This window comes from Salmonella sp. SG203 (genome assembly GCF_013350575.1).
GTDB lineage: Bacteria > Pseudomonadota > Gammaproteobacteria > Enterobacterales > Enterobacteriaceae > Salmonella > Salmonella enterica.
Genome location: NZ_SNMT01000005.1, coordinates 210,503 through 230,548 on the forward strand (window position 1 = coordinate 210,503; position 20,046 = coordinate 230,548).

Annotated in this window: 18 protein-coding genes; 6 read left to right on the plus strand and 12 right to left on the minus strand. The window is 54.4% G+C overall.

Features of this window, described 5'->3' with window-relative positions; translation table 11 throughout:
- Positions 1-40: 40 nt before the first annotated feature.
- From citG to citC, 6 genes are read right to left on the minus strand one after another with little or no spacing between them, the layout of a single operon-like run.
- Positions 41-949, minus strand: a complete 909-nt coding sequence (gene citG / locus HV477_RS10350; RefSeq protein ID WP_001103239.1) for a triphosphoribosyl-dephospho-CoA synthase CitG — start codon at positions 947-949, stop codon at positions 41-43.
- Positions 927-1,478 (minus strand): citrate lyase holo-[acyl-carrier protein] synthase, encoded by a 552-nt coding sequence (gene citX / locus HV477_RS10355; RefSeq protein WP_079898692.1) that lies wholly within the window; start codon positions 1,476-1,478, stop codon positions 927-929. Before citX ends, citG begins: the two co-directional genes overlap by 23 nt.
- Entirely contained in the window at positions 1,478-2,998 is a 1,521-nt protein-coding gene (gene citF / locus HV477_RS10360) for a citrate lyase subunit alpha (RefSeq protein WP_000665574.1), read from the minus strand. The genes citX and citF overlap by 1 nt, the downstream gene beginning before the upstream one ends.
- 10 nt (positions 2,999-3,008) lie before the next feature.
- A complete protein-coding gene (citE, locus tag HV477_RS10365; protein WP_001247809.1) occupies positions 3,009-3,878 on the minus strand; it encodes a citrate (pro-3S)-lyase subunit beta in 870 nt (289 codons plus the stop codon).
- Positions 3,875-4,168: a citrate lyase acyl carrier protein gene (gene citD / locus HV477_RS10370; protein ID WP_000691461.1), complete on the minus strand. Its 294-nt coding sequence runs from the start codon at positions 4,166-4,168 to the stop codon at positions 3,875-3,877. Before citD ends, citE begins: the two co-directional genes overlap by 4 nt.
- A gap of 29 nt (positions 4,169-4,197) precedes the next feature.
- Entirely contained in the window at positions 4,198-5,241 is a 1,044-nt protein-coding gene (citC, locus tag HV477_RS10375; protein ID WP_072103227.1) for a [citrate (pro-3S)-lyase] ligase, read from the minus strand.
- A 244-nt stretch (positions 5,242-5,485) separates the two neighbouring features.
- Between citC and citS the strand changes: the two genes are divergently transcribed.
- From citS to HV477_RS10405, 6 genes are all read left to right on the plus strand, one after another.
- Positions 5,486-6,826 (plus strand): citrate/sodium symporter CitS, encoded by a 1,341-nt coding sequence (citS, locus tag HV477_RS10380; protein ID WP_000183602.1) that lies wholly within the window; start codon positions 5,486-5,488, stop codon positions 6,824-6,826.
- 158 nt (positions 6,827-6,984) lie between these two features.
- Positions 6,985-7,224 carry an oxaloacetate decarboxylase subunit gamma gene (locus HV477_RS10385; RefSeq protein WP_001001155.1) on the plus strand — a complete coding sequence of 80 codons (240 nt, stop codon included), beginning with the start codon at positions 6,985-6,987 and terminating at the stop codon, positions 7,222-7,224.
- A gap of 15 nt (positions 7,225-7,239) precedes the next feature.
- Positions 7,240-9,006 carry a sodium-extruding oxaloacetate decarboxylase subunit alpha gene (gene oadA / locus HV477_RS10390; protein WP_079898694.1) on the plus strand — a complete coding sequence of 589 codons (1,767 nt, stop codon included), beginning with the start codon at positions 7,240-7,242 and terminating at the stop codon, positions 9,004-9,006.
- Between the two features lie 15 nt (positions 9,007-9,021).
- Complete coding sequence (locus HV477_RS10395) at positions 9,022-10,323, plus strand: oxalacetate decarboxylase subunit beta (protein WP_175064954.1); 1,302 nt, start codon at positions 9,022-9,024, stop codon at positions 10,321-10,323.
- A 134-nt stretch (positions 10,324-10,457) separates the two neighbouring features.
- On the plus strand, positions 10,458-12,077 hold the full coding sequence (locus HV477_RS10400; RefSeq protein ID WP_001670823.1) for a sensor histidine kinase: 1,620 nt from the start codon (positions 10,458-10,460) through the stop codon (positions 12,075-12,077).
- Between the two features lies 1 nt (position 12,078).
- Positions 12,079-12,765 carry a response regulator gene (locus tag HV477_RS10405; protein ID WP_000377406.1) on the plus strand — a complete coding sequence of 229 codons (687 nt, stop codon included), beginning with the start codon at positions 12,079-12,081 and terminating at the stop codon, positions 12,763-12,765.
- A gap of 21 nt (positions 12,766-12,786) precedes the next feature.
- On the opposite strand, the gene rihC is transcribed toward HV477_RS10405, so the two are convergent.
- The 6 genes from rihC to ileS all read right to left on the minus strand — a co-directional run bounded on the left by rihC (position 12,787) and on the right by ileS (position 20,016).
- Positions 12,787-13,707, minus strand: coding sequence for a ribonucleoside hydrolase RihC (gene rihC / locus HV477_RS10410; protein ID WP_000127283.1), 921 nt, complete (start codon positions 13,705-13,707; stop codon positions 12,787-12,789).
- 15 nt (positions 13,708-13,722) lie between these two features.
- Complete coding sequence (locus HV477_RS10415; RefSeq protein ID WP_079898698.1) at positions 13,723-14,925, minus strand: XAC2610-related protein; 1,203 nt, start codon at positions 14,923-14,925, stop codon at positions 13,723-13,725.
- Between the two features lie 199 nt (positions 14,926-15,124).
- Positions 15,125-16,075, minus strand: coding sequence for a 4-hydroxy-3-methylbut-2-enyl diphosphate reductase (gene ispH, locus HV477_RS10420; protein ID WP_001166422.1), 951 nt, complete (start codon positions 16,073-16,075; stop codon positions 15,125-15,127).
- A 2-nt stretch (positions 16,076-16,077) separates the two neighbouring features.
- Complete coding sequence (gene fkpB, locus HV477_RS10425) at positions 16,078-16,527, minus strand: FKBP-type peptidyl-prolyl cis-trans isomerase (RefSeq protein ID WP_000047269.1); 450 nt, start codon at positions 16,525-16,527, stop codon at positions 16,078-16,080.
- Positions 16,528-16,681: 154 nt separating this feature from the next.
- Positions 16,682-17,182, minus strand: a complete 501-nt coding sequence (lspA, locus tag HV477_RS10430; RefSeq protein WP_000042736.1) for a signal peptidase II — start codon at positions 17,180-17,182, stop codon at positions 16,682-16,684.
- A complete protein-coding gene (ileS, locus tag HV477_RS10435; RefSeq protein WP_001674865.1) occupies positions 17,182-20,016 on the minus strand; it encodes an isoleucine--tRNA ligase in 2,835 nt (944 codons plus the stop codon). Before ileS ends, lspA begins: the two co-directional genes overlap by 1 nt.
- Between the last annotated feature and the right edge of the window lie 30 nt (positions 20,017-20,046).

Here is a 20,046-nt window from a genome sequence, read left to right on the forward strand (position 1 = left end):
CAGGATGAATCATTGCTGGAGAGAATGAAAGAAGAGAAACTTACTCAGAATAGAGGGAACCGGCAGAAAAATGACTTAAAAACCAGGTCACTGCCAGTAAATCCGCGCTACCGCCAGGGCTTAAGTTACGCAGGATGAGTTCATCATCGAGGGACTGCATCGCTTCAATGCCCCCCTCAACCAATACGCCCCCTTGCCACAACAATTTTTGTGCCTGCTGCTGCACGTAGTAAAGCCCTTCCAGGCCTCCCCGTGACACCAGATTGGTATCATCATTCCACGCCATCAGATGCAACAATGTTTGCAGTAGGGCAAGATGGGTATCGTCATGCTCCTGCACGACCCGGTTAAACACCGGCAAAGCCTGCGTTCTGACGGTTCGAAAACCGCTTTCCGCTTCTCCCCGCGCGCCCGACAGGCCATAACACTGGAAATGGGTTTCACTCTTTGTCAGTTTTCCCGCTTTTTTTGCTGAGAGCTCGTGGGCAACAATATTCCGACTCAGGCGAGCAACCTGGTCGCAGATACGATTTTGCTCCAACGGTTCTCCCCGCGCGAGAAGTCGGCCAATCGCTGCGCTCAGCAGGCCAAAAGCGAAAATCGCCCCGCGATGGGTATTCACACCATTGGTCGCCTGTAGCATATCATTCTCACAGGCCATCCCCAGCGGACGCAGCATCACCAGGACATTTTCTGCCGCCAGCGCCGCCGTGTTGTTGCCCATGATAAAAAACTTTTCCATCCACGGAGCAATGGCGGTAGTGCTACGTTCAAATGCCGCCAGATCCATATCCCTATGCGCTCCCGAATTACGAATATCGACCAGACCGGGTTTTGGTGTCAGCCTGGCTTCCGTCAGCAGCGCTCTTGCAACCAACCCATTAAGTTCGCCAGCCGCCAGCGATGAGTACGCTGGCGTACGCCGTTCAGTCACAACGCTCACGTTCATAGCATTCAATCCTTCGTGCAATTTCATCCAACAAAAGGTCAAGGGTGTGATGCTTGCCCCGGGCACAGAGATGAGCATCCTGCTGGCATATCAAACATGGCCGGGCAGGATGCCCGAGTTCACGGCGTGATAGCGACTTACCGTCGCTATCAATAATGTCGATGTCCCAAAGCCGCCCTAACGGATGGCTCATCTCTAGTGTCGACATGTGCTGTTTCAACGCCATTGCCGGCGCACAGACCGCTGCCATCCATTCCGGGCCGCTGCGTTCATTTACCTGCATTTCCCAGACGCTGACCCACTCCTTCTGTTCGCAAAGCGCCAGTATTTCGGCAATTGCGTAATCGGCGACACGCCGCCAGACCGCTGAGTTTTTAACGGCGCCCGGTGCAACCAGCGTGAGGGAAATCAACGGTAGCCGATAGCAGTTCAACGCCTGACGCTGCCTGGCGGCACGTTTATCGCGCGCTTGTAGCATCTCCTCCAGCGTAACTGCCTGGCCCTGGTACAGCAGGTCTGTGCCCTTCATCAGCCTTTAACCTGGCGAATCACGTCAATCACTGAACCGTCGCGATAACGCACCACAGCCACCACCCGATCGGTAAACTCAATCGGCTGCGGTTTACCGGTCAGTTGCTCAGCGCGCTGTTGCAGTTGTTCGATGGTCGTCAGCGCCACGCCCGCAGCACGCAGGTTATCAAGCAGATCCTGACGCGCGGGGTTTACCGCAATACCATGGTCGGTAACCAGCACATCAACGCTTGCCCCTGGCGTGACGGTAGTCAGCACCTTTTCTACCACGCAAGGAATACGCCCGCGCACCAGCGGCGCAGTGATAATAGTCAGATCCGCACCTGCTGCCGTATCGCTATGGCCGCCCGATGCGCCACGCAGTACGCCGTTTGAACCGGTCATCACGTTAACGTTGAAATTCACGTCAATTTCCAGCGCGCTCAGCATCACCACGTTCAGGCGTTCGCATGCCGCGCCTTTAGAAGCGGGGTTAGCGTATTGATTGGTCGAAATTTCAATATGATGTGGATTCTGCGCCAGCGAACGGGCCGCATCGCCATCGAATGATTGCGTATCCAGTAGCGCTTTGATCAACCCTTTCTCATGCAGATCCACCATGGTGCCGGTGATCCCGCCCAGGCCAAAACTCGCCGTAATGTTGTGGCGACGCATTTTGTCTTCCAGGAAACGGGTGACCGCCAGAGATGCGCCACCGGTGCCGGTTTGCAGCGAGAAACCATCACAAAAATAACCTGAGTGTTCGATCACATTGGCCGCCTGCCGGGCGATCAACAGTTCACGCGGGTTGCTGGACAGACGAATCGCGCCCGCGGTGATTTTTTCCGGATCCCCTACCTCATCCACCTGCACGATTAAATCAACCTGATCCTGCGCGATACTGGCCGGATAATTGGGAAATTCGACCCACTCTTCAGTCAGGAGCACCACACATTTAGCGTACTGCGCATCAACCTGCGCATACCCCAAAGAGCCGCAGCGTGACTTGCCGCTAAAGCCGTTAGCATTACCAAATTCGTCGCAGCACGGCACGCCAAGGAAAGCGACATCAATATTCAGCTCACCGCTCTGAATCAGTTTTACGCGGCCGCCGTGAGAGTGGATCTGTACCGGGTTTTCCATCAGGCCAGCGGAGATCTCTTCCCCTAACTTGCCGCGCAGCCCGGAGGTGTAAATCTGCCGTACCACGCCATTTTTAATGTGTTCGATAAGCGGCCAGTGGGCATCGATTAATGAGCTGGAGGCAAGCGTCAGATCGCGGAATCCCATTTCCGCCAGCTTCGCCATCACCATATTGACGACTTTGTCGCCACCACGAAACGCATGGTGGAAGGATATCGTCATGCCATTTTTAAGCCCGGAACGACGGATAGCCTCTTCAAGCGAGTCACAAATTTTACGCCGACGCTTTTCCGTTTCACTGGCAAGCCACGGGCTGTTCGCTGTTACCCCCTGGTAGGGCTGTAATCCTTCCGGTACGACATATTGCTGGTTGAGCATGGTTACAGTCTCTTTCATGGTTCCTTCCTTAATCACGAATACCGGAAGCCGACAGCGCCACCACTTTGCGCGCGTGGTCGATAATCGGGCCGTCAATCATTTTGCCGTTGAGTGAAACGACGCCCAGACCGCGAGACTCAGCCTCTTCAGCGGCGGCAATCACCTCATACGCATGCTCAACTTCTTTACGTGTCGGAGAATAAGCCTGATGTAACAGCTCAATCTGACGTGGGTTCACTAAGGACTTACCGTTAAAACCAAGCCCTTTCGCCAACTGCACTTCCTTCAGGAAGCCTTCTTCATTATTGATATCCGACCAAACGACATCATAGGCGGCAATACCCGCAACGCGCGCCGCATGCAGCACTGCGCAGCGGGCGTAGAACAGCTCGGTGCCATCGCCCCGGCAGGTGCCCATATCCATCACGTAATCAAATGCCGCCAGCGCAATTGCCACCATGCGCGGGCTGGAGGTGGCGATGTCGACGGCATTGACCACGCCTTTCGCTGATTCGATCGCCGCCATTAGCCTGGTACTGCCGACTTCACGTCCACATTCACGCTCGATCCGTTCAACCTGCGCTTCCAGCTCCAGCACATCGTTTTTGCTGTCGGTTTTCGGCAGACGCACGATATCCGCGCCACCACGCACGACGGCCTCAAGATCGGCCAGACCGAATGGCGTGTTCAGTGGATTAATGCGCACCACTTTTTCAACATCCTGATAGAACGGATGTTGAAGCGCGTGATGGACTAAAAGACGGGCGGTATCTTTCTCACGTAATGCTACGGCGTCTTCTAAGTCGAACATCACCGCATCCGCACCGTAGACAAACGAGGTGCTCAACATGGCCGCATTTGCGCCGGGGATAAACAACATACTGCGACGTGGTCTCATAACGCACTCCATTGAATTTCCGTTTGTTCTGCAGCGCGCAGCGCCGCCGCCTGCACTCGGGCGCGTAAAATGCACTCCAGCGCGCCTTTGTCATCGACGCTAACCAGCGCGCGTTCAACGCCGAGTTTCGCCAGTGTTTCCCGAACCACCTGCTCAATCGCCGCGCCAAACTGCTGCTTCACCAGACTCTCTAGCTCCAGCCGAATTCCTGGCTCGCTGGATGGACCAATCCTGATCATCACATCGCTGGATTCCAGCGTGCCTGCCAGGGCATCTTTAATGATTTTCATTAGTTATGTTCCTTGTTAACGGTGTTACGTCATATGGTTTCAGTGTGTCTGGCGGCATGCCGCTGCAGATATGCCAGGGTGCCAGCAGGCACCAGCGCGCTTATCGCCGGCCAATTACGTTCGCTATACAGTTTTCTGACGCGAGAGGCGGAAATAGCCGCGCCGTTTTTCTCCACCCGAGCCAGCTCGACGACCTCAATAACCGGGCCGCTACGCTTCGGATCGTGCAAAATGTCGTGCATTCGCTGGTTATAGGCACAGGTCAGCGGACAGAACGGTTCACTGCCGACAAAACGATGGGTAATCCCCAGCGCTGGAGCCAAATGTTCACGGAAGAGTTGCAGATCGATCTGGCAATGGCAGTCGTCCACAACCCCTTTTTCTTTGAGGAAATAGCCGGGAAACGTCGCACGCGAGATCATATAAGCGGAGCCGGAATGCAACGTGACGTTGTCAATACCCGCGATTCCTTGTTCGATCAGCGCCCAACGGTCGGTATAGGAAAAAAATGAAGCATCTTCTTTGACCACAAATAGATGCAGCCAGTCACAGGCTGCCGCTGCTTGTTCCACCAGATAACGGTGGCCCAAGGTAAACGGATTGGCGTTCATGACGATGGCGCCGATCGTTTTTCCCGGTTGACGATAAAGCGCCAGTTGGCGACAAAAGCGCGCTAACCGTTCACTGCTGTTCTCCATTAACACCGCCAGCTCACCTGCCTGCGCAATGGGCCAAAACCCCGCGCCAGAAAACAGCAGCCGATTTTGCGGCTTGGTGAACAGGAAAAGCTCGCTGCGGTTTAACTCGTAGGCCAATGTAAGCAGTTCAGTCAGCAGTTTGAGGCTGAGCCCTTCCCCTTGTAAAACCGGGGAAACGGCGATGCATTTCAGTACGTTCCCGGCCAGAGAACCGCACCCGACTATCTCACCCTGCCAATATGCGCATACCGCGATTTCACAATCGTCTTCCAGGGCGAGTCCCACGCCCTCCAGAAACATGGCGACCGACTCGCGACGCAATACATCCTTTTGCAAATAAATGCGTTTAAATATTAGATTCACTCTATTCTGCATCCGTCAGCAAATAACGTCGCATATTTCGCCAGCGTTTGTATTACTCGTCTGGAATAGACATCACACTTTCCCCCTTGCTTTTATAAGCTTTATGGTTTTTATTTCCTTAATTAACCAGAGTTAATAAAAATAATTAAATTAATTAAAAACACAACCATTCAGTGAAGATAGTCACATCTCACGGTTCATTGAATTTATTAGTATGCGCGGGTCTTGTTATCCATCAATACTCAGGAAAATGTTTATGACCAACATGACCCAGGCTTCGGCGACGGAGAAAAAGGGGGCTAGCGATTTACTCAGATTCAAAATCTTTGGTATGCCGCTACCGCTTTATGCTTTTGCATTAATTACTTTATTACTTTCTCATTTTTATAATGCTATACCGACTGACTTAGTCGGTGGTTTTGCCCTTATGTTTGTGATGGGGGCCATTTTTGGTGAAATCGGCAAACGTTTACCGATCTTCAATAAATATATTGGCGGCGCACCGGTTATGATATTTCTGGTTGCAGCTTATTTTGTCTATGCTGGCATATTTACGCAGAAAGAAATTGATGCGATCAGCAACGTAATGGATAAAAGCAACTTCCTTAACCTGTTTATCGCAGTGTTGATCACAGGCGCGATCCTGTCGGTAAACCGTAAGCTGCTATTAAAATCACTGCTGGGCTATATCCCAACCATCCTCGCCGGGATTGTCGGCGCGTCCCTTTTCGGTATCGTCATTGGTCTGTGCTTCGGTATCCCGGTCGACCGTATCATGATGCTGTACGTTCTGCCGATTATGGGCGGTGGTAACGGCGCGGGCGCCGTGCCTCTGTCTGAAATTTATCACTCGGTTACCGGACGTTCTCGCGAAGAGTATTACTCAACGGCTATTGCTATTCTGACCATTGCGAATATCTTCGCCATTATTTTCGCCGCCCTCCTCGATATGATAGGCAAAAAATACACCTGGCTTAGCGGTGAAGGTGAGTTGGTTCGTAAGGCTTCCTTCAAAACCGAAGATGATGAAAAGGCCGGTCAGATTACCCATCGTGAAACGGCGGTTGGCATGGTGTTATCCACCACCTGCTTCCTGCTGGCCTATGTTGTTGCCAAGAAAATTCTGCCAAGCATCGGCGGCGTCTCTATTCACTACTTCGCCTGGATGGTCCTGATTGTTGCTGCGCTGAACGCATCAGGTCTTTGCTCACCGGAGATTAAAGCCGGGGCGAAACGTCTTTCTGACTTCTTCTCCAAACAGCTACTGTGGGTGCTGATGGTCGGTGTGGGTGTTTGCTACACCGATCTGCAAGAGATCATCGATGCCCTGACGTTCGCCAACGTCGTTATCGCCGCAATCATTGTGGTCGGCGCAGTCGTCGGCGCGGCTATCGGGGGCTGGTTGATTGGCTTCTACCCGATTGAATCATCCATTACTGCGGGTCTTTGTATGGCCAACCGCGGCGGCTCCGGCGATCTGGAAGTGCTCTCCGCCTGTAACCGTATGAACCTCATTTCATATGCACAAATTTCCTCTCGTCTGGGCGGCGGTATTGTGCTGGTTATCGCTAGCATCGTGTTCAGCATGATGGTGTAAAAAAACGCACGGCGGTGTCTTGGCAGCAAACGACCTGGAGAAAAGTAGAGGCCAAAGCCAGAGGTGGCCAAGGGAAATCCACTCTACTCCTTAGCCGGATTCACCAGGAAGGCTGTCGTCAAGGCCACCGTCGTGCCTCTCATTATGGAAAATGATTCATGAATGAAGCTGTACTACTGGGTGAAGGTTTCACCCTGATGTTTTTAGGGATGGGGTTCGTACTGAGCTTTCTGTTCCTGCTCATCTTTGCCATTCGCGGCATGTCTGCCGTGATTACTCGCTTCTTCCCGGAACCCGTCGCCGCGCCCGCACCGCGTGCCGTTCCCGTCGTGGACGACTTCACCCGCTTAAAGCCGGTGATTGCCGCCGCCATTCACCATCACCGCCTTAACGCTTAATTCCCGGAGGGATCCATGACCATTTCCATTACCGACGTCGTCCTGCGCGACGCCCACCAGTCCCTTTTCGCCACCCGCCTGCGTCTTGACGATATGCTGCCGATTGCCGCTCAGCTCGATGACGTGGGCTACGGCTCGCTGGAGTGCTGGGGCGGCGCCACCTTTGACGCCTGTATCCGCTTTCTCGGCGAAGACCCGTGGCTGCGCCTGCGCGAGCTTAAAAAGGCCATGCCGAAGACTCCCCTGCAGATGCTGCTGCGCGGCCAGAACCTGCTCGGCTATCGCCACTACGCCGATGACGTGGTGGAACGCTTCGTCGAACGCGCCGTCAAAAACGGCATGGACGTCTTCCGCGTCTTCGACGCCATGAACGACCCGCGCAATATGAAGGCCGCCCTGCAGGCGGTACGCAGCCACGGGGCGCACGCCCAGGGCACCCTCTCCTACACCACCAGCCCGGCCCACACCCTGCAGACCTGGCTGGACCTGACCGAACAGCTGCTGGAAACCGGCGTCGACTCGATTGCCATCAAGGATATGTCCGGTATCCTGACGCCAGTGGCGGCGTATGAGCTGGTCAGCGAAATCAAAAAACGCTATGACGTGCGCCTGCACCTGCACTGCCACGCCACCACCGGGATGGCGGAGATGGCCCTGCTGAAGGCTATCGAGGCGGGCGTTGACGGCGTGGACACGGCGATTTCCTCCATGAGCGCCACCTACGGCCACCCGGCCACCGAGGCGCTGGTGGCGACGTTGGCAGGTACTGAGCACGACACCGGGCTGGATATCCTGAAGCTGGAAAACATCGCCGCCTACTTCCGCGAGGTGCGCAAAAAATACCATGCCTTTGAAGGCCAGCTGAAGGGCTACGACAGCCGCATTCTGGTGGCCCAGGTGCCGGGCGGAATGCTCACTAACCTGGAAGGCCAGCTGAAGCAGCAGAACGCGGCGGACAAACTCGACCAGGTGCTGGCGGAAATCCCCCGCGTGCGCGAGGACCTCGGCTTTATCCCGCTGGTGACCCCCACCTCGCAGATTGTCGGCACCCAGGCGGTGCTCAACGTCCTGACCGGCGAACGCTACAAAACCATCGCCAAAGAAACGGCGGGCATTCTGAAAGGCGAGTACGGCCACACGCCGGTGCCGGTGAACGCCGCGTTACAGGCGCGGGTGCTGGAAGGGGGCGCTCCGGTGACCTGCCGTCCGGCGGATTTACTCAAACCGGAACTGGCTGAACTGGAAGCGGACGTCAGGCGTCAGGCGCAGGAGAAGGGTATTCAGCTTGCGGGAAACGCTATCGACGACGTGCTCACCGTGGCGCTGTTCCCGCAGATTGGCCTCAAATTCCTTGAGAACCGCCATAACCCGGCGGCGTTTGAGCCGGTGCCGCAGGCGGAAGCCGCGCAGCCGGTGGCAAAATCAGAGAAGCCTGCCGCCTCCGGTATCTACACCGTGGAAGTGGAAGGCAAAGCCTTTGTGGTGAAGGTCAGCGACGGCGGCGATATCAGCCAGCTGACGGCAGCCGTTCCTGCCTCCGCGCCGGCCGCTGCCGCCCCGGCAGGCGCCGGCACACCGGTCACCGCGCCGCTGGCGGGCAACATCTGGAAGGTGATTGCCGCTGAAGGCCAGACGGTGGCCGAAGGCGATGTGCTGCTGATTCTGGAAGCCATGAAGATGGAAACCGAAATCCGCGCCGCGCAGGCCGGCACCGTCCGCGGTATCGCGGTGAAGTCCGGCGACGCGGTCTCCGTCGGTGACACCCTGATGACGCTGGCGTAAGGACGAGGAGCGGAAATGGAAAGTCTGAACGCCCTGCTTCAGGGCATGGGGCTGATGCACCTTGGCATCGGCCAGGCCATCATGCTGCTGGTGAGCCTGCTGCTGCTGTGGCTGGCGATTGCGAAGAAGTTCGAACCGTTACTGCTGCTGCCGATTGGCTTCGGCGGGCTGCTCTCCAACATCCCGGAAGCGGGCATGGCGCTGACCGCGCTGGAAAGCCTGCTGGCGCATCACGACGCCGGGCAGCTGGCGGTGATTGCCGCGAAGCTTAACTGCGCGCCGGACGTGCACGCCATTAAAGAGGCATTAGCGCTGGCGCTGCCGTCGGTGCAGAGCCAGATGGAGAACCTGGCGGTGGACATGGGCTACACGCCGGGGGTGCTGGCGCTGTTTTACAAAGTGGCGATTGGCTCCGGCGTCGCGCCGCTGGTCATCTTCATGGGCGTGGGGGCGATGACCGACTTCGGCCCGCTGCTGGCCAACCCGCGCACCCTGCTGCTGGGGGCGGCGGCGCAGTTCGGCATCTTCGCCACCGTGCTGGGGGCGCTGACGCTGAACTACTTCGGCCTGATTTCCTTCACCCTGCCGCAGGCGGCGGCCATCGGCATTATCGGCGGCGCGGACGGCCCGACGGCGATTTATCTGTCGGGCAAGCTGGCGCCGGAGCTGCTGGGGGCCATCGCGGTGGCGGCGTACTCGTATATGGCGCTGGTGCCGTTAATCCAGCCGCCGATTATGAAGGCGCTGACCAGCGAGACGGAGCGGAAAATCCGCATGGTGCAGCTGCGCACCGTCAGCAAGCGGGAAAAAATCCTCTTCCCGGTGGTGTTGCTCATGCTGGTGGCCCTGCTGTTGCCGGACGCCGCACCGCTGCTGGGGATGTTCTGCTTTGGCAACCTGATGCGTGAAAGCGGCGTGGTGGAGCGTCTGAGCGACACGGTACAGAACGGGCTGATTAATATCGTCACCATCTTCCTCGGACTGTCGGTGGGCGCGAAGCTGGTGGCGGACAAGTTCCTGCAGCCGCAGACGCTGGGCATTCTGCTGCTGGGGGTGATTGCGTTCGGTATCGGGACGGCGGCCGGGGTGCTGATGGCGAAGCTGCTGAACCTGTGCAGTAAGAACAAAATCAACCCGCTTATCGGTTCGGCGGGGGTGTCGGCGGTGCCGATGGCGGCCCGCGTATCGAACAAGGTGGGCCTGGAATCAGACGCGCAGAACTTCCTGCTGATGCACGCGATGGGGCCGAACGTGGCCGGGGTGATTGGCTCGGCCATTGCCGCGGGCGTGATGCTGAAATACGTGCTGGCGATGTAATAGTGGATGGGATACGCATGTCGTATCCCATTTTCATCCAAATTTTTTCTGAAAGAAAAGTAAGTATGAACTGGTTCAGGTTCCGGTGATGCCGAATGCAAGAAAATACCGTAATTAAATATTTAAATACCAATATGTTTATACGGGAAATTACACGCTGGTTTGCCAGACACTCGTTTCAAAACCGGATATTTCTACTGATCCTGTTTACATCCACCATCGTGATGCTGGCAATCACCTGGTATCTGACCGATATCACGAAAGAACGCCTGCATTATCAGGTGGGCCAACGTGCGCTTATTCAGGCAATGCAAATATCCGCTATGCCAGAATTAGTTGAAGCCGTAGAGGCGCATGATTTGTCACGCATCAAAGCGCTGATTGACCCAATGCGCTCGTTTTCGGACGCGACTTACATTACCGTTGGCAACGAAAAAGGTCAGCGACTGTATCACGTCAACCCGGATGAGATCGGCAAATATATGGAGGGCGGCGATAGCGACGACGCGCTGTATAACGCTAAAAGCTACGTATCGGTGCGCAAAGGTTCATTAGGCTCTTCCTTACGTGGTAAATCCCCGATTCAGGACAGTACCGGTAAAGTCATCGGTATTGTTTCCGTCGGCTATACTCTGGAACAGTTGGAGAGCTGGCTTAACTTACAAATCAGCTCGTTGCTGTTCCCGATGGCGTTACTGCTGCTGGTGCTGTTGTACTGCGCCCGCCGCTTCTCGCTGCATATTAAAAAGCAGATGCTTAACATGGAGCCGCAGCAGCTTTCACAACTATTAATTCAGCAAAGCGTGTTGTTTGAGTCGGTATTTGAAGGGTTGATCGCCATTGACTCCCATCACCGTATTACCGCTATTAACCAAACGGCTCGCCGCTTACTGAATCTGAGCCAACCGGAGTCTGAACTCATTGGCTATGCAATCCACCATGTCGTGTTGCCGGAGGCCTTCTTTTACGATGCGCCGCAAAAAAACAAAAAAGATGAGATCGTCACCTTTAACCAAATGAAAGTCATCGCCAGTCGCATGGCGGTCATTATTGACAACCAGCCTCAGGGCTGGGTTATTAGCTTTCGCAACAAAGACGATATCAATACACTCAGCCTGCAGTTAAGTCAGGTGCGGCAATACGCCGATAACCTGCGCGCCGTGCAGCATGAGCATCGCAACCTTATTTCCACCATTGCCGGACTGCTGTTCCTGAAGCGCTACGATAATGCGCTGGCGCTGATTCAGCAGCAGTCGGAAAGCCACCAGAAAGTACTCGATTTTATTTCCCATAATTTCCGCGACCACCACCTTGCGGGGCTATTAATCGGTAAATATTATCGGGCAAAAGAGCTGGGGCTGGAGCTGATTTTCGATCCTTCAAGCTTTGTTGAACACCTGCCGTCATCGCTCTCGCATAATGAATGGATTTCGATTGTTGGCAATTTATTGGACAACGCCTATAACGCCACCCTGCTCAATCGCGAAGGCTCGCGACAGATTGAGTGCCTGATCAATAGCGAAGGTAATGAAGTCATTATTGAAGTTGCCGATCAGGGATGTGGTATTGACGAAAATATCCGCCAGCATATTTTCGAGCGTGGAGTGACCACCCACAACAACGGCGATCACGGAATTGGATTATGGTTGGTGCACAGCTACGTCAAGCAGGCCAATGGCGACATTATCGTCGATAACAATAATCCTTTTGGCACCATTTTTACCCTCTATATCCCTTTTACCAGAGAAGAATAACATGGATAGCATTACGACACTCATCGTTGAAGACGAACCGATGCTAGCGGAAATCCTGGTGGACACCATCAAGATTTTTCCCCAGTTTTCAATCGTCGGCATCGCAGACAAACTGGAAAGTGCGAAGAAGCAAATACGCCTCTATCAACCACAGTTAATTCTATTGGATAATTTTTTACCCGATGGCAAAGGGATCGATTTAATTCGTCATACCATCAGCACCAACTACACGGGGCGAATTATTTTCATTACCGCCGACAATCATATGGATACCATCAGCGATGCCTTACGCATGGGCGTATTCGATTATCTGATTAAGCCGGTACATTATCAGCGCCTGCAGCATACCCTGGAGCGGTTCACCCGTTACCGCAGTTCGTTACGTTCCAGTGAGCAGGCAAACCAGACGCACGTTGATGCCTTATTTAATATCCAGGCCAAAGAACAAACCGCAGAACCGAATAGCGGACTGCGGGGAATTGATGAAAACACCTTCAACCGGGTACGACAAATATTCGCCGACCCGCAGGCAGTACATACAGCAGACACTCTGGCGCAAATTCTGGGCAGCAGTAAAACCACTGCCCGACGCTATCTGGAACAAGGCGTGAAAAATAACTTTCTCGAAGCGGAGATCAGCTACGGGAAAGTGGGCAGGCCGGAGAGGCTCTATCGCGGCAAAGTATGAGATTATGGCGCCAACATGTAATTACGGCGCATAGGCAAACACCTCAGCCACCCACTGACGAAAACCGTCCACATCCAGCGCCAGCGCCACCTGCGCGTTGGCGGGCTGCCCCAGACGCCCTTCAATATCCACCACCGTGGTACCGGCGGTATATTGCCCCTGCGTTTCTACGGCCACAAAACAGGATTGCAGGGTAAAAAGCTCCGGACGCACCAGCCAGGCGATCGCGCAGAGATCGTGCATCCGGACGCCAGTGCGCATACTACCGCTGCGATAATGGTTGAACAGGCTGTGCAACATCTTACCGGTGCGATTCAGCGCGGGCAGTTTATTCAGAAAATCTGGCGAGAGCATTGCCTGATTCGTGACGTCCAGCCCACACATCACAATCTCCAGACCGCTGCGGAACACCAGCGCCGCGGCCTCCGGATCGACAGCAATGTTAAATTCAGCATTAGGCGTAAAATTGCCGCGCCCTGCGGAACCGCCCATCAACACCAGACGGCGAATGTTACACGCACACTCCGGATAGTGCATCAGTAGCAACGCAATATTGGTCAATGGCCCAATCGCCACTAATGTCATGGGCTCCGGGGCGTTCATCAGCACATCCCGGATAGCGATAAACGCAGGCTTCGCCAACGGTTGGCGCTGATGGTCGACAAAATCATAGCCTTCCATACCGGATTCGCCGTGGACGTATGCCGCATCGCGTAACGGACGCAGCAGCGGCGTCGCGGCCCCCTGGGCAAGTGGGATATCGCTGTTCCAGAAATGCAGAAGCTGCAACGCATTACGGGTCGTTTTTTCAACCGAAACGTTGCCGGCAACGGTGGTTATTAGTTGCAGATCAAGCTGGGGGGCGAACAGCGCAGCGGCAATCGCAGCCGCGTCATCAATGCCCGGATCGGTATCAAGAATAATGTGTAGGGATGCTGTCATTAATGCTCTCCTGACCTATTGTTTTATATCTTCATACTCAGCGCGACTGATACAGGCATCAGGCACATCGTCATCCGTCACCAGACGCGGACTTAGCTTATCACCTTCGACAAACGGAACTAATGGGCAAAAACGCCCTGGCGATGCTTTGTTTTCCTGCCACTGAATCTCAAGAAATTCGGGCTCAGCGCCGGGTTTTTCTGCCTGAATCACGGTACGAACATTACCGGTTAGCCAAAAAGATTGACACGTCCCATCAAGGCTAAGAGGCGGCGTCAAATGACCATTTTTACGTACTAGCGGATAAATAATACGCCCATCAGCGTAGGAAGGTGTCATGTAGCAGTTATACATTTTGCCTTTACTGATCACAGGCTGAAAGTAGCTTTCACCGCGATCGATCAGTTCAATCGTTTTTCCTTTCCAGCGATACACATTGACGCCATGGCTGCAGCAACCGCCGCGCCAATAGCTGACAATCTGTTTATGTTCAGCATCGATCTCTGGTGAAGTGATTTCCTGATAAGACGCTGGCGCATCAACATAACGCTGTTTGGCGGGGTCATAGAGCCATGTTTGAACTGGAGCATCCGGCCCAGCAAGTAACTCTGTTACAATCGATAGATCCGGGTAGCCATCAAAATTGACATCCCCCCATTGAGGCATAAACGGGCTACAAGTGCCCACCGAGGCGGTATCTAAGGTCTGTATGAGTTTACCATCACGGTATAATTTTATCGCCGAAATGGCCGGCGTATTGCCGCAATCAATCTCTTTGGAAGGGTCGTAACCCCCTGCATCATTCGTGTTCGTGACCAGCACAATATCAGGGGAGTTTTTAGGTTTGTAATAGATAAGGGCAACAGGAAAATGTCGTTTTTTATCTGCGGACGTCCATTCGCCTTTAATCTCACTGCTGGAGATTTCCGCATTCCAGTAACCCGAAAGCGCCTTTACGCGTTCTTCAAGATGCACCTCTTTATCCTGGAGTGAGCCGCGTAGAACAATCACTGCCTTGTGCTGATTGCAAGGTTCATAGCAGTAATACCCATTAAGAGAGTTACCAAATCGCGTGATATTAACGTTTACCGGTTTCCCCGCGATAGTCCCGGTATAGTTTCGCTCCCAGGCAGGTAGCTCCAGCACCGTAGCGCTTGCCGCGTCCATCCAAAAGCCGATGGCGAGTAACGTTGGCAATCCATATTTTATTTTGCCCATTTCCCTTATCCCTGTAGGCATTACAACCCAAAAACCAGCAACGATTGTGCTGGTTTTTCAGATGAATAGCAAAAAGGTGGGGCATTAGCAACGGATGACGACTACGCCTTATTTTTCCTGTCGCACATTGAATATCAAAAGAAATCCTTAAGATCTGGTCAACGTAGCGTCATCGGGCAGATTTCTGAATTGTGAAATCTTATTCGACTTCACGAACATCCACACGCAGCTCTTTCGGCACTTCGAAAACAATATTTTCTTCGCGCCCCTCAAGCGTGACGGCTTCGCCGCCGCCAAACTCGCGCAGACGCGCAATAACATTCTGCACCAGAATATCCGGCGCGGAAGCGCCTGCGGTGACGCCGACGCAGGCGGCTTCTTTCACCCACGCCTCCTGGATATCCGCCGCATCGTCGATAAGAAACGCGGTTCTTCCCATCCGTTGGGCCAGTTCCGCCAGCCGGTTAGAGTTAGAAGAGTTTTTCGAGCCGACCACCAGCACCACGTCAGCCTGCTCCGCCAACGCCCGCACCGCTTCCTGACGATTAGTAGTGGCATAGCAAATATCGTCTTTGCGCGGGCCGACGATTTTCGGAAAGCGTTTACGCAGCGCATCAATCACATCGGACGTATCGTCCACGGAAAGCGTGGTTTGCGTCATGAAGGAGAGCTTGCCTTCATTTTTGACATTCAGCGTCCAGACGTCCTCTGGCGACTCAACCAGGTACATCCCCCCTTCCGGGTTGCTGTACTGACCCATGGTGCCTTCCACTTCCGGGTGCCCGGCGTGGCCGATGAGAATAGATTCTTCACCGCGACGGCTGGCGCGCGCCACTTCCATATGGACTTTCGTCACCAGCGGGCAGGTGGCGTCAAAAACGGTAAGATCGCGGCTTTTCGCCTCGTTACGCACCGCCTGGGAAACCCCGTGAGCGGAGAAAATCAGAATGGCGCCATCCGGCACTTCGCTAATTTGCTCTATAAAGATCGCCCCGCGCTTGCGCAGGCTGTCCACTACATAGCGGTTATGCACGACTTCGTGCCGAACGTAAATTGGCGCGCCGTAAATGGCGAGCGCATTTTCAACAATGCTGATAGCGCGGTCTACCCCGGCGCAAAAACCGCGTGGGTTGGCCAACAGGATCTGCATGTTTATGCCTCCAGCGCCGGATCGATTTCCAGCACTTCAATATCAAAGTGAACGGTATGCCCGGCCAGCGGATGGTTAAAATCAACGGTAATCGAGTCGCCGTTAATTTCGCGAATCACGCCAGGCATTTCGCTGCCATCCATTGCGGTAAAAAGCATAATCGCCCCGACTTCCGGTTCGCCCGCCGCCATAAACTCACGGCGCGAGAAATACTGGATCAAGTCCGGACTGGGGACGCCAAACGCGGCGTCAGGCTCCAGAGAAAACGCTTTCTTTTCCCCTTCTTTCAACCCCAGAAGCTGCTGCTCCAGACCTTCGGAAAGCGAGGTATCGCCAAGACGAAACAGGGCTGGCTTGCCGTTATTGCGGGTAGATTCCGCCGTTGAGCCATCATCCAGTTTCAGGGTGAAGTGAACGAGGATCGCGCTGTTGCTCTGTACGGATTTAGACATGCAAATTGCTCACGTGTTTTGCCCGGAGGCACAAAGAACGATAAAACCGTAGGCCGGATAAGGCGTTTTCACCGCCATCCGGCACCACGTTTGCCTGATGGCGCTGCGCTTATCAGGCCTACAAAACCGGATAAGCGCCACCCGGTATTTACGCTTATGCCTGTTCTTTCGCTGTCGGCTTCGGCAAAAAGCCTTCCAGTACAATCAGCGCCGCGCCGATACAGATCGCGCTATCGGCAAGGTTGAACGTCGCGAAATGCCAGTCGCCGACGTAAAAATCGATCATATCGACAACGAAGCCGTGCCACAGACGATCGAACAAATTACCCAGCGCGCCGCCAATAATGAGCGCATAAGCGATGTTATTCAGCTTCTGCGTCGCTTTCGAGCGATACATCATCACCAAAAGAATTACGCAGATCCCTATCGCAATCCCGGCAAAGAACCAGCGCTGCCAGCCGCCGCTATCCGCCAGGAAGCTAAAAGCCGCGCCGTAGTTACGCGCATAATGCAGATTAAGCGACGGGAACAGCCCTACCGTATCCCCCAGAGCGAAATTCTGGAGGATCAGGTATTTGCTGCCCAAATCGATAATCAGCACGACTACTACCAGCCATAGCCAGCGTAGTCCTGTTGAACAGAGTGGTTTACTCATCAGGCAAATTTACGTTGTTCGCCATTACCGGCGATGTTGCTGACACAGCGTCCGCAGATATCTGCATGTTCCGCCACCTTGCCGACATCAGTAGTGTAGTGCCAGCAGCGCGGACACTTATCACCCTCGGCACGCGTTACCACTGCCTGAACTGTCGTATTACCAGCATTGTACTGAATATTTTCATCATCAATACCCCCCGCTTGCTCAGAAATCACGAACTGGGAAGTAATGAAGATAAATCTGACCTCTTCGCCCAACAGTTTCAGCTTCTTGATCGTACCGTTAGCATCGTCAGCATATTTCAGCGTCACTTTTGCTTCCAGGTTCGATTTGATGCCATTGGCTTTCTGATTTTCCAGCTCTTTGTTGACCTGGTCCTTGATATAGCGGACATCGTCCCAGAATGCGTCATTAAATTCTTCATTCTCTTCCAGGCCAAACAACCCGTCGTACCATTCGCCGGTGAAGACATATTTTTCACGCTCGCCCGGCAGGTAGCCCCAGATTTCATCAGCCGTGAAGGACATGATCGGCGCCATCCAGCGAACCAGCGCCTCTGCGATATGATACAGCGCAGTCTGGCAGCTACGACGCGCGACGCTATCGGCCTTCGCGGTGTACTGGCGGTCTTTGATGATGTCGAGGTAGAACGACCCCATTTCAACGGAGCAGAAGCGCATCAGGCGCTGTACCACTTCATGGAAGTCGTAAGCTTCGTATGCCTTCAGAATCTCTTGCTGCGCCGTTTTCGCGCAGCCCACCGCCCACCTGTCCAGCACCACCATCTCTTCCGGTTTGACCATATCGGTGGCCGGATTGAAGCCATTAAGGTTCGCCAGCAGGAAGCGCGCGGTATTACGGATACGGCGATAGCTGTCGGCAGCACGTTTCAGGATTTCGTCAGAGACCGCCATTTCGCCGGTATAGTCAGTAGACGCTACCCACAGACGCAGGATATCCGCGCCCAGTTTATTCATCACATCCTGCGGCGACACGGTGTTACCGATGGACTTGGACATCTTGCGCCCCTGACCATCGACGGTGAAGCCGTGAGTCAGTACCTGGCGGTATGGCGCTTTGCCTTTCATCGCCACGCTAATCATCAGGGAGGACATAAACCAGCCGCGATGCTGGTCAGACCCTTCCAGATACATATCGGCAGCATGGCCGGCGAATTCCGGACGTGCATCAACCACGGAGTAACTGGTGGAACCGGAATCAAACCAAACGTCCAACGTATCCGGAACTTTCTCGTATTGATCGGCATCTTCGCCGAGGATCTCTTTCGGGTCGAGATCCCACCACGCCTGGATACCGTCAACTTCAACGCGTTTCGCCACCTCTTCCATCGCCGCCAGAGTACGCTCAATCGGCAGCAGCTCCTGCGTTTCTTTATGCACGAACAGCGACATCGGTACGCCCCAGGTACGCTGACGTGAGATACACCAGTCAGGACGGTTAGCGACCATTGATTCAATACGCGCCTGACCCCAGTCCGGGATCCACTGAACGCCTTTGATCTCTTTCAGCGACTGTTGACGAAGCCCTTCTTTATCCATGCTGACGAACCACTGCGGGGTCGCGCGGAAAATGATCGGCGTTTTGTGACGCCAACAGCACGGATAGCTGTGCTGCATTTTTTCGACATGCAGTAGCGCGCCTTTTTCTTTCAGCAGTTCAATAACGATATCGTTCGCCTTGAAGACGTTAACACCGTCAAGCGTTGGATATGTGCCTGGCAGGTAAGCGCCGTCCGGGCCAACCGGGTTAGCCGTTTCCAGACCGTATTTCTGACCAATCACATAGTCGTCCGGGCCATGGCCAGGTGCGGTGTGAACGGCACCGGTACCAGCATCCAGGGTGACGTGATCACCGAGGATCGCCGGCACGTCAAAGCCCATAAACGGATGGGTAAAGCGCAGCAGTTCCAGCTCCGCGCCTTTAACGGTGCCGAGAATGGTGTATTCAGCCGCGCCAATACGCTGCATGACGCTTTCAACCAGATCTTTCGCCAGGATCACCGCCTGACCGTCGATCTGCACCAGCGCATAATCAAAGTCCGGCGCCAGGGAGATGGCGCGGTTAGCCGGCAGCGTCCACGGCGTGGTGGTCCAGATAACCAGCGACACAGGGCCGCTCACGCCCGGCAAACCAAACTTCGCTTTCACCGCATCCTGATCGACGGCACGGAACGCCACGTCGATAGACGGCGACGTTTTGTCGTAATATTCAACTTCCGCTTCCGCCAGCGCGGAACGACAGTCAACGCACCAGTGCACCGGCTTAGCGCCTTTGTGCAGATGACCGTTTTTGATAATTCTGCCCAGCGCGCGGATGATGTTGGCTTCGGTTTTGAAGTCCATGGTCAGGTACGGATGCGACCAGTCGCCCAACACGCCCAGACGAATGAAGTCTTTACGCTGGCCGTCAACCTGCGTAGCGGCATATTCGCGGCACTTGGCGCGGAATTCAGCGGCGGTGAATTTCTCGCCCGGCTTACCGAACTCCTGCTCGACTTTCAGCTCGATAGGCAGACCGTGACAGTCCCAGCCCGGCACGTAAGGCGAGTCAAATCCAGACAGCCCTTTGGACTTCACGATAATGTCTTTCAGAATCTTGTTAACTGAGTGACCAATATGAATGCTGCCATTCGCATATGGAGGGCCATCATGCAGAATGAAGGTTTTTTTGCCTTTTTTGGCCGCACGAATGATGCCGTACAGATCATCATCGGTCCAACGCGCCAGCATTCCCGGTTCACGCTTGGCGAGGTCGCCGCGCATCGGGAACCCTGTTTCCGGCAAATTCAGGGTCGATTTATAGTCACTCATCAGATTCTCGGTTCCGTATTTCGGTTTGAT

Excerpts from the sequence above, each read along its gene's own strand:
- HV477_RS10415 (WP_079898698.1), bottom strand. The coding sequence starts at position 14,925 with ATGGGCAAAATAAAATATGGATTGCCAACGTTACTCGCCATCGGCTTT.
- lspA (WP_000042736.1), bottom strand. The coding sequence starts at position 17,182 with ATGAGTAAACCACTCTGTTCAACAGGACTACGCTGGCTATGGCTGGTA.
- ispH (WP_001166422.1), bottom strand. The coding sequence starts at position 16,075 with ATGCAGATCCTGTTGGCCAACCCACGCGGTTTTTGCGCCGGGGTAGAC.
- citC (WP_072103227.1), bottom strand. The coding sequence starts at position 5,241 with ATGCAGAATAGAGTGAATCTAATATTTAAACGCATTTATTTGCAAAAG.
- citE (WP_001247809.1), bottom strand. The coding sequence starts at position 3,878 with ATGAGACCACGTCGCAGTATGTTGTTTATCCCCGGCGCAAATGCGGCC.
- citX (WP_079898692.1), bottom strand. The coding sequence starts at position 1,478 with ATGAAGGGCACAGACCTGCTGTACCAGGGCCAGGCAGTTACGCTGGAG.
- rihC (WP_000127283.1), bottom strand. The coding sequence starts at position 13,707 with ATGACAGCATCCCTACACATTATTCTTGATACCGATCCGGGCATTGAT.
- fkpB (WP_000047269.1), bottom strand. The coding sequence starts at position 16,527 with ATGTCTAAATCCGTACAGAGCAACAGCGCGATCCTCGTTCACTTCACC.
- HV477_RS10400 (WP_001670823.1), top strand. The coding sequence starts at position 10,458 with ATGTTTATACGGGAAATTACACGCTGGTTTGCCAGACACTCGTTTCAA.
- HV477_RS10385 (WP_001001155.1), top strand. The coding sequence starts at position 6,985 with ATGAATGAAGCTGTACTACTGGGTGAAGGTTTCACCCTGATGTTTTTA.
- HV477_RS10395 (WP_175064954.1), top strand. The coding sequence starts at position 9,022 with ATGGAAAGTCTGAACGCCCTGCTTCAGGGCATGGGGCTGATGCACCTT.
- HV477_RS10405 (WP_000377406.1), top strand. The coding sequence starts at position 12,079 with ATGGATAGCATTACGACACTCATCGTTGAAGACGAACCGATGCTAGCG.
- ileS (WP_001674865.1), bottom strand. The coding sequence starts at position 20,016 with ATGAGTGACTATAAATCGACCCTGAATTTGCCGGAAACAGGGTTCCCG.
- citS (WP_000183602.1), top strand. The coding sequence starts at position 5,486 with ATGACCAACATGACCCAGGCTTCGGCGACGGAGAAAAAGGGGGCTAGC.
- citF (WP_000665574.1), bottom strand. The coding sequence starts at position 2,998 with ATGAAAGAGACTGTAACCATGCTCAACCAGCAATATGTCGTACCGGAA.
- citG (WP_001103239.1), bottom strand. The coding sequence starts at position 949 with ATGAACGTGAGCGTTGTGACTGAACGGCGTACGCCAGCGTACTCATCG.
- citD (WP_000691461.1), bottom strand. The coding sequence starts at position 4,168 with ATGAAAATCATTAAAGATGCCCTGGCAGGCACGCTGGAATCCAGCGAT.
- oadA (WP_079898694.1), top strand. The coding sequence starts at position 7,240 with ATGACCATTTCCATTACCGACGTCGTCCTGCGCGACGCCCACCAGTCC.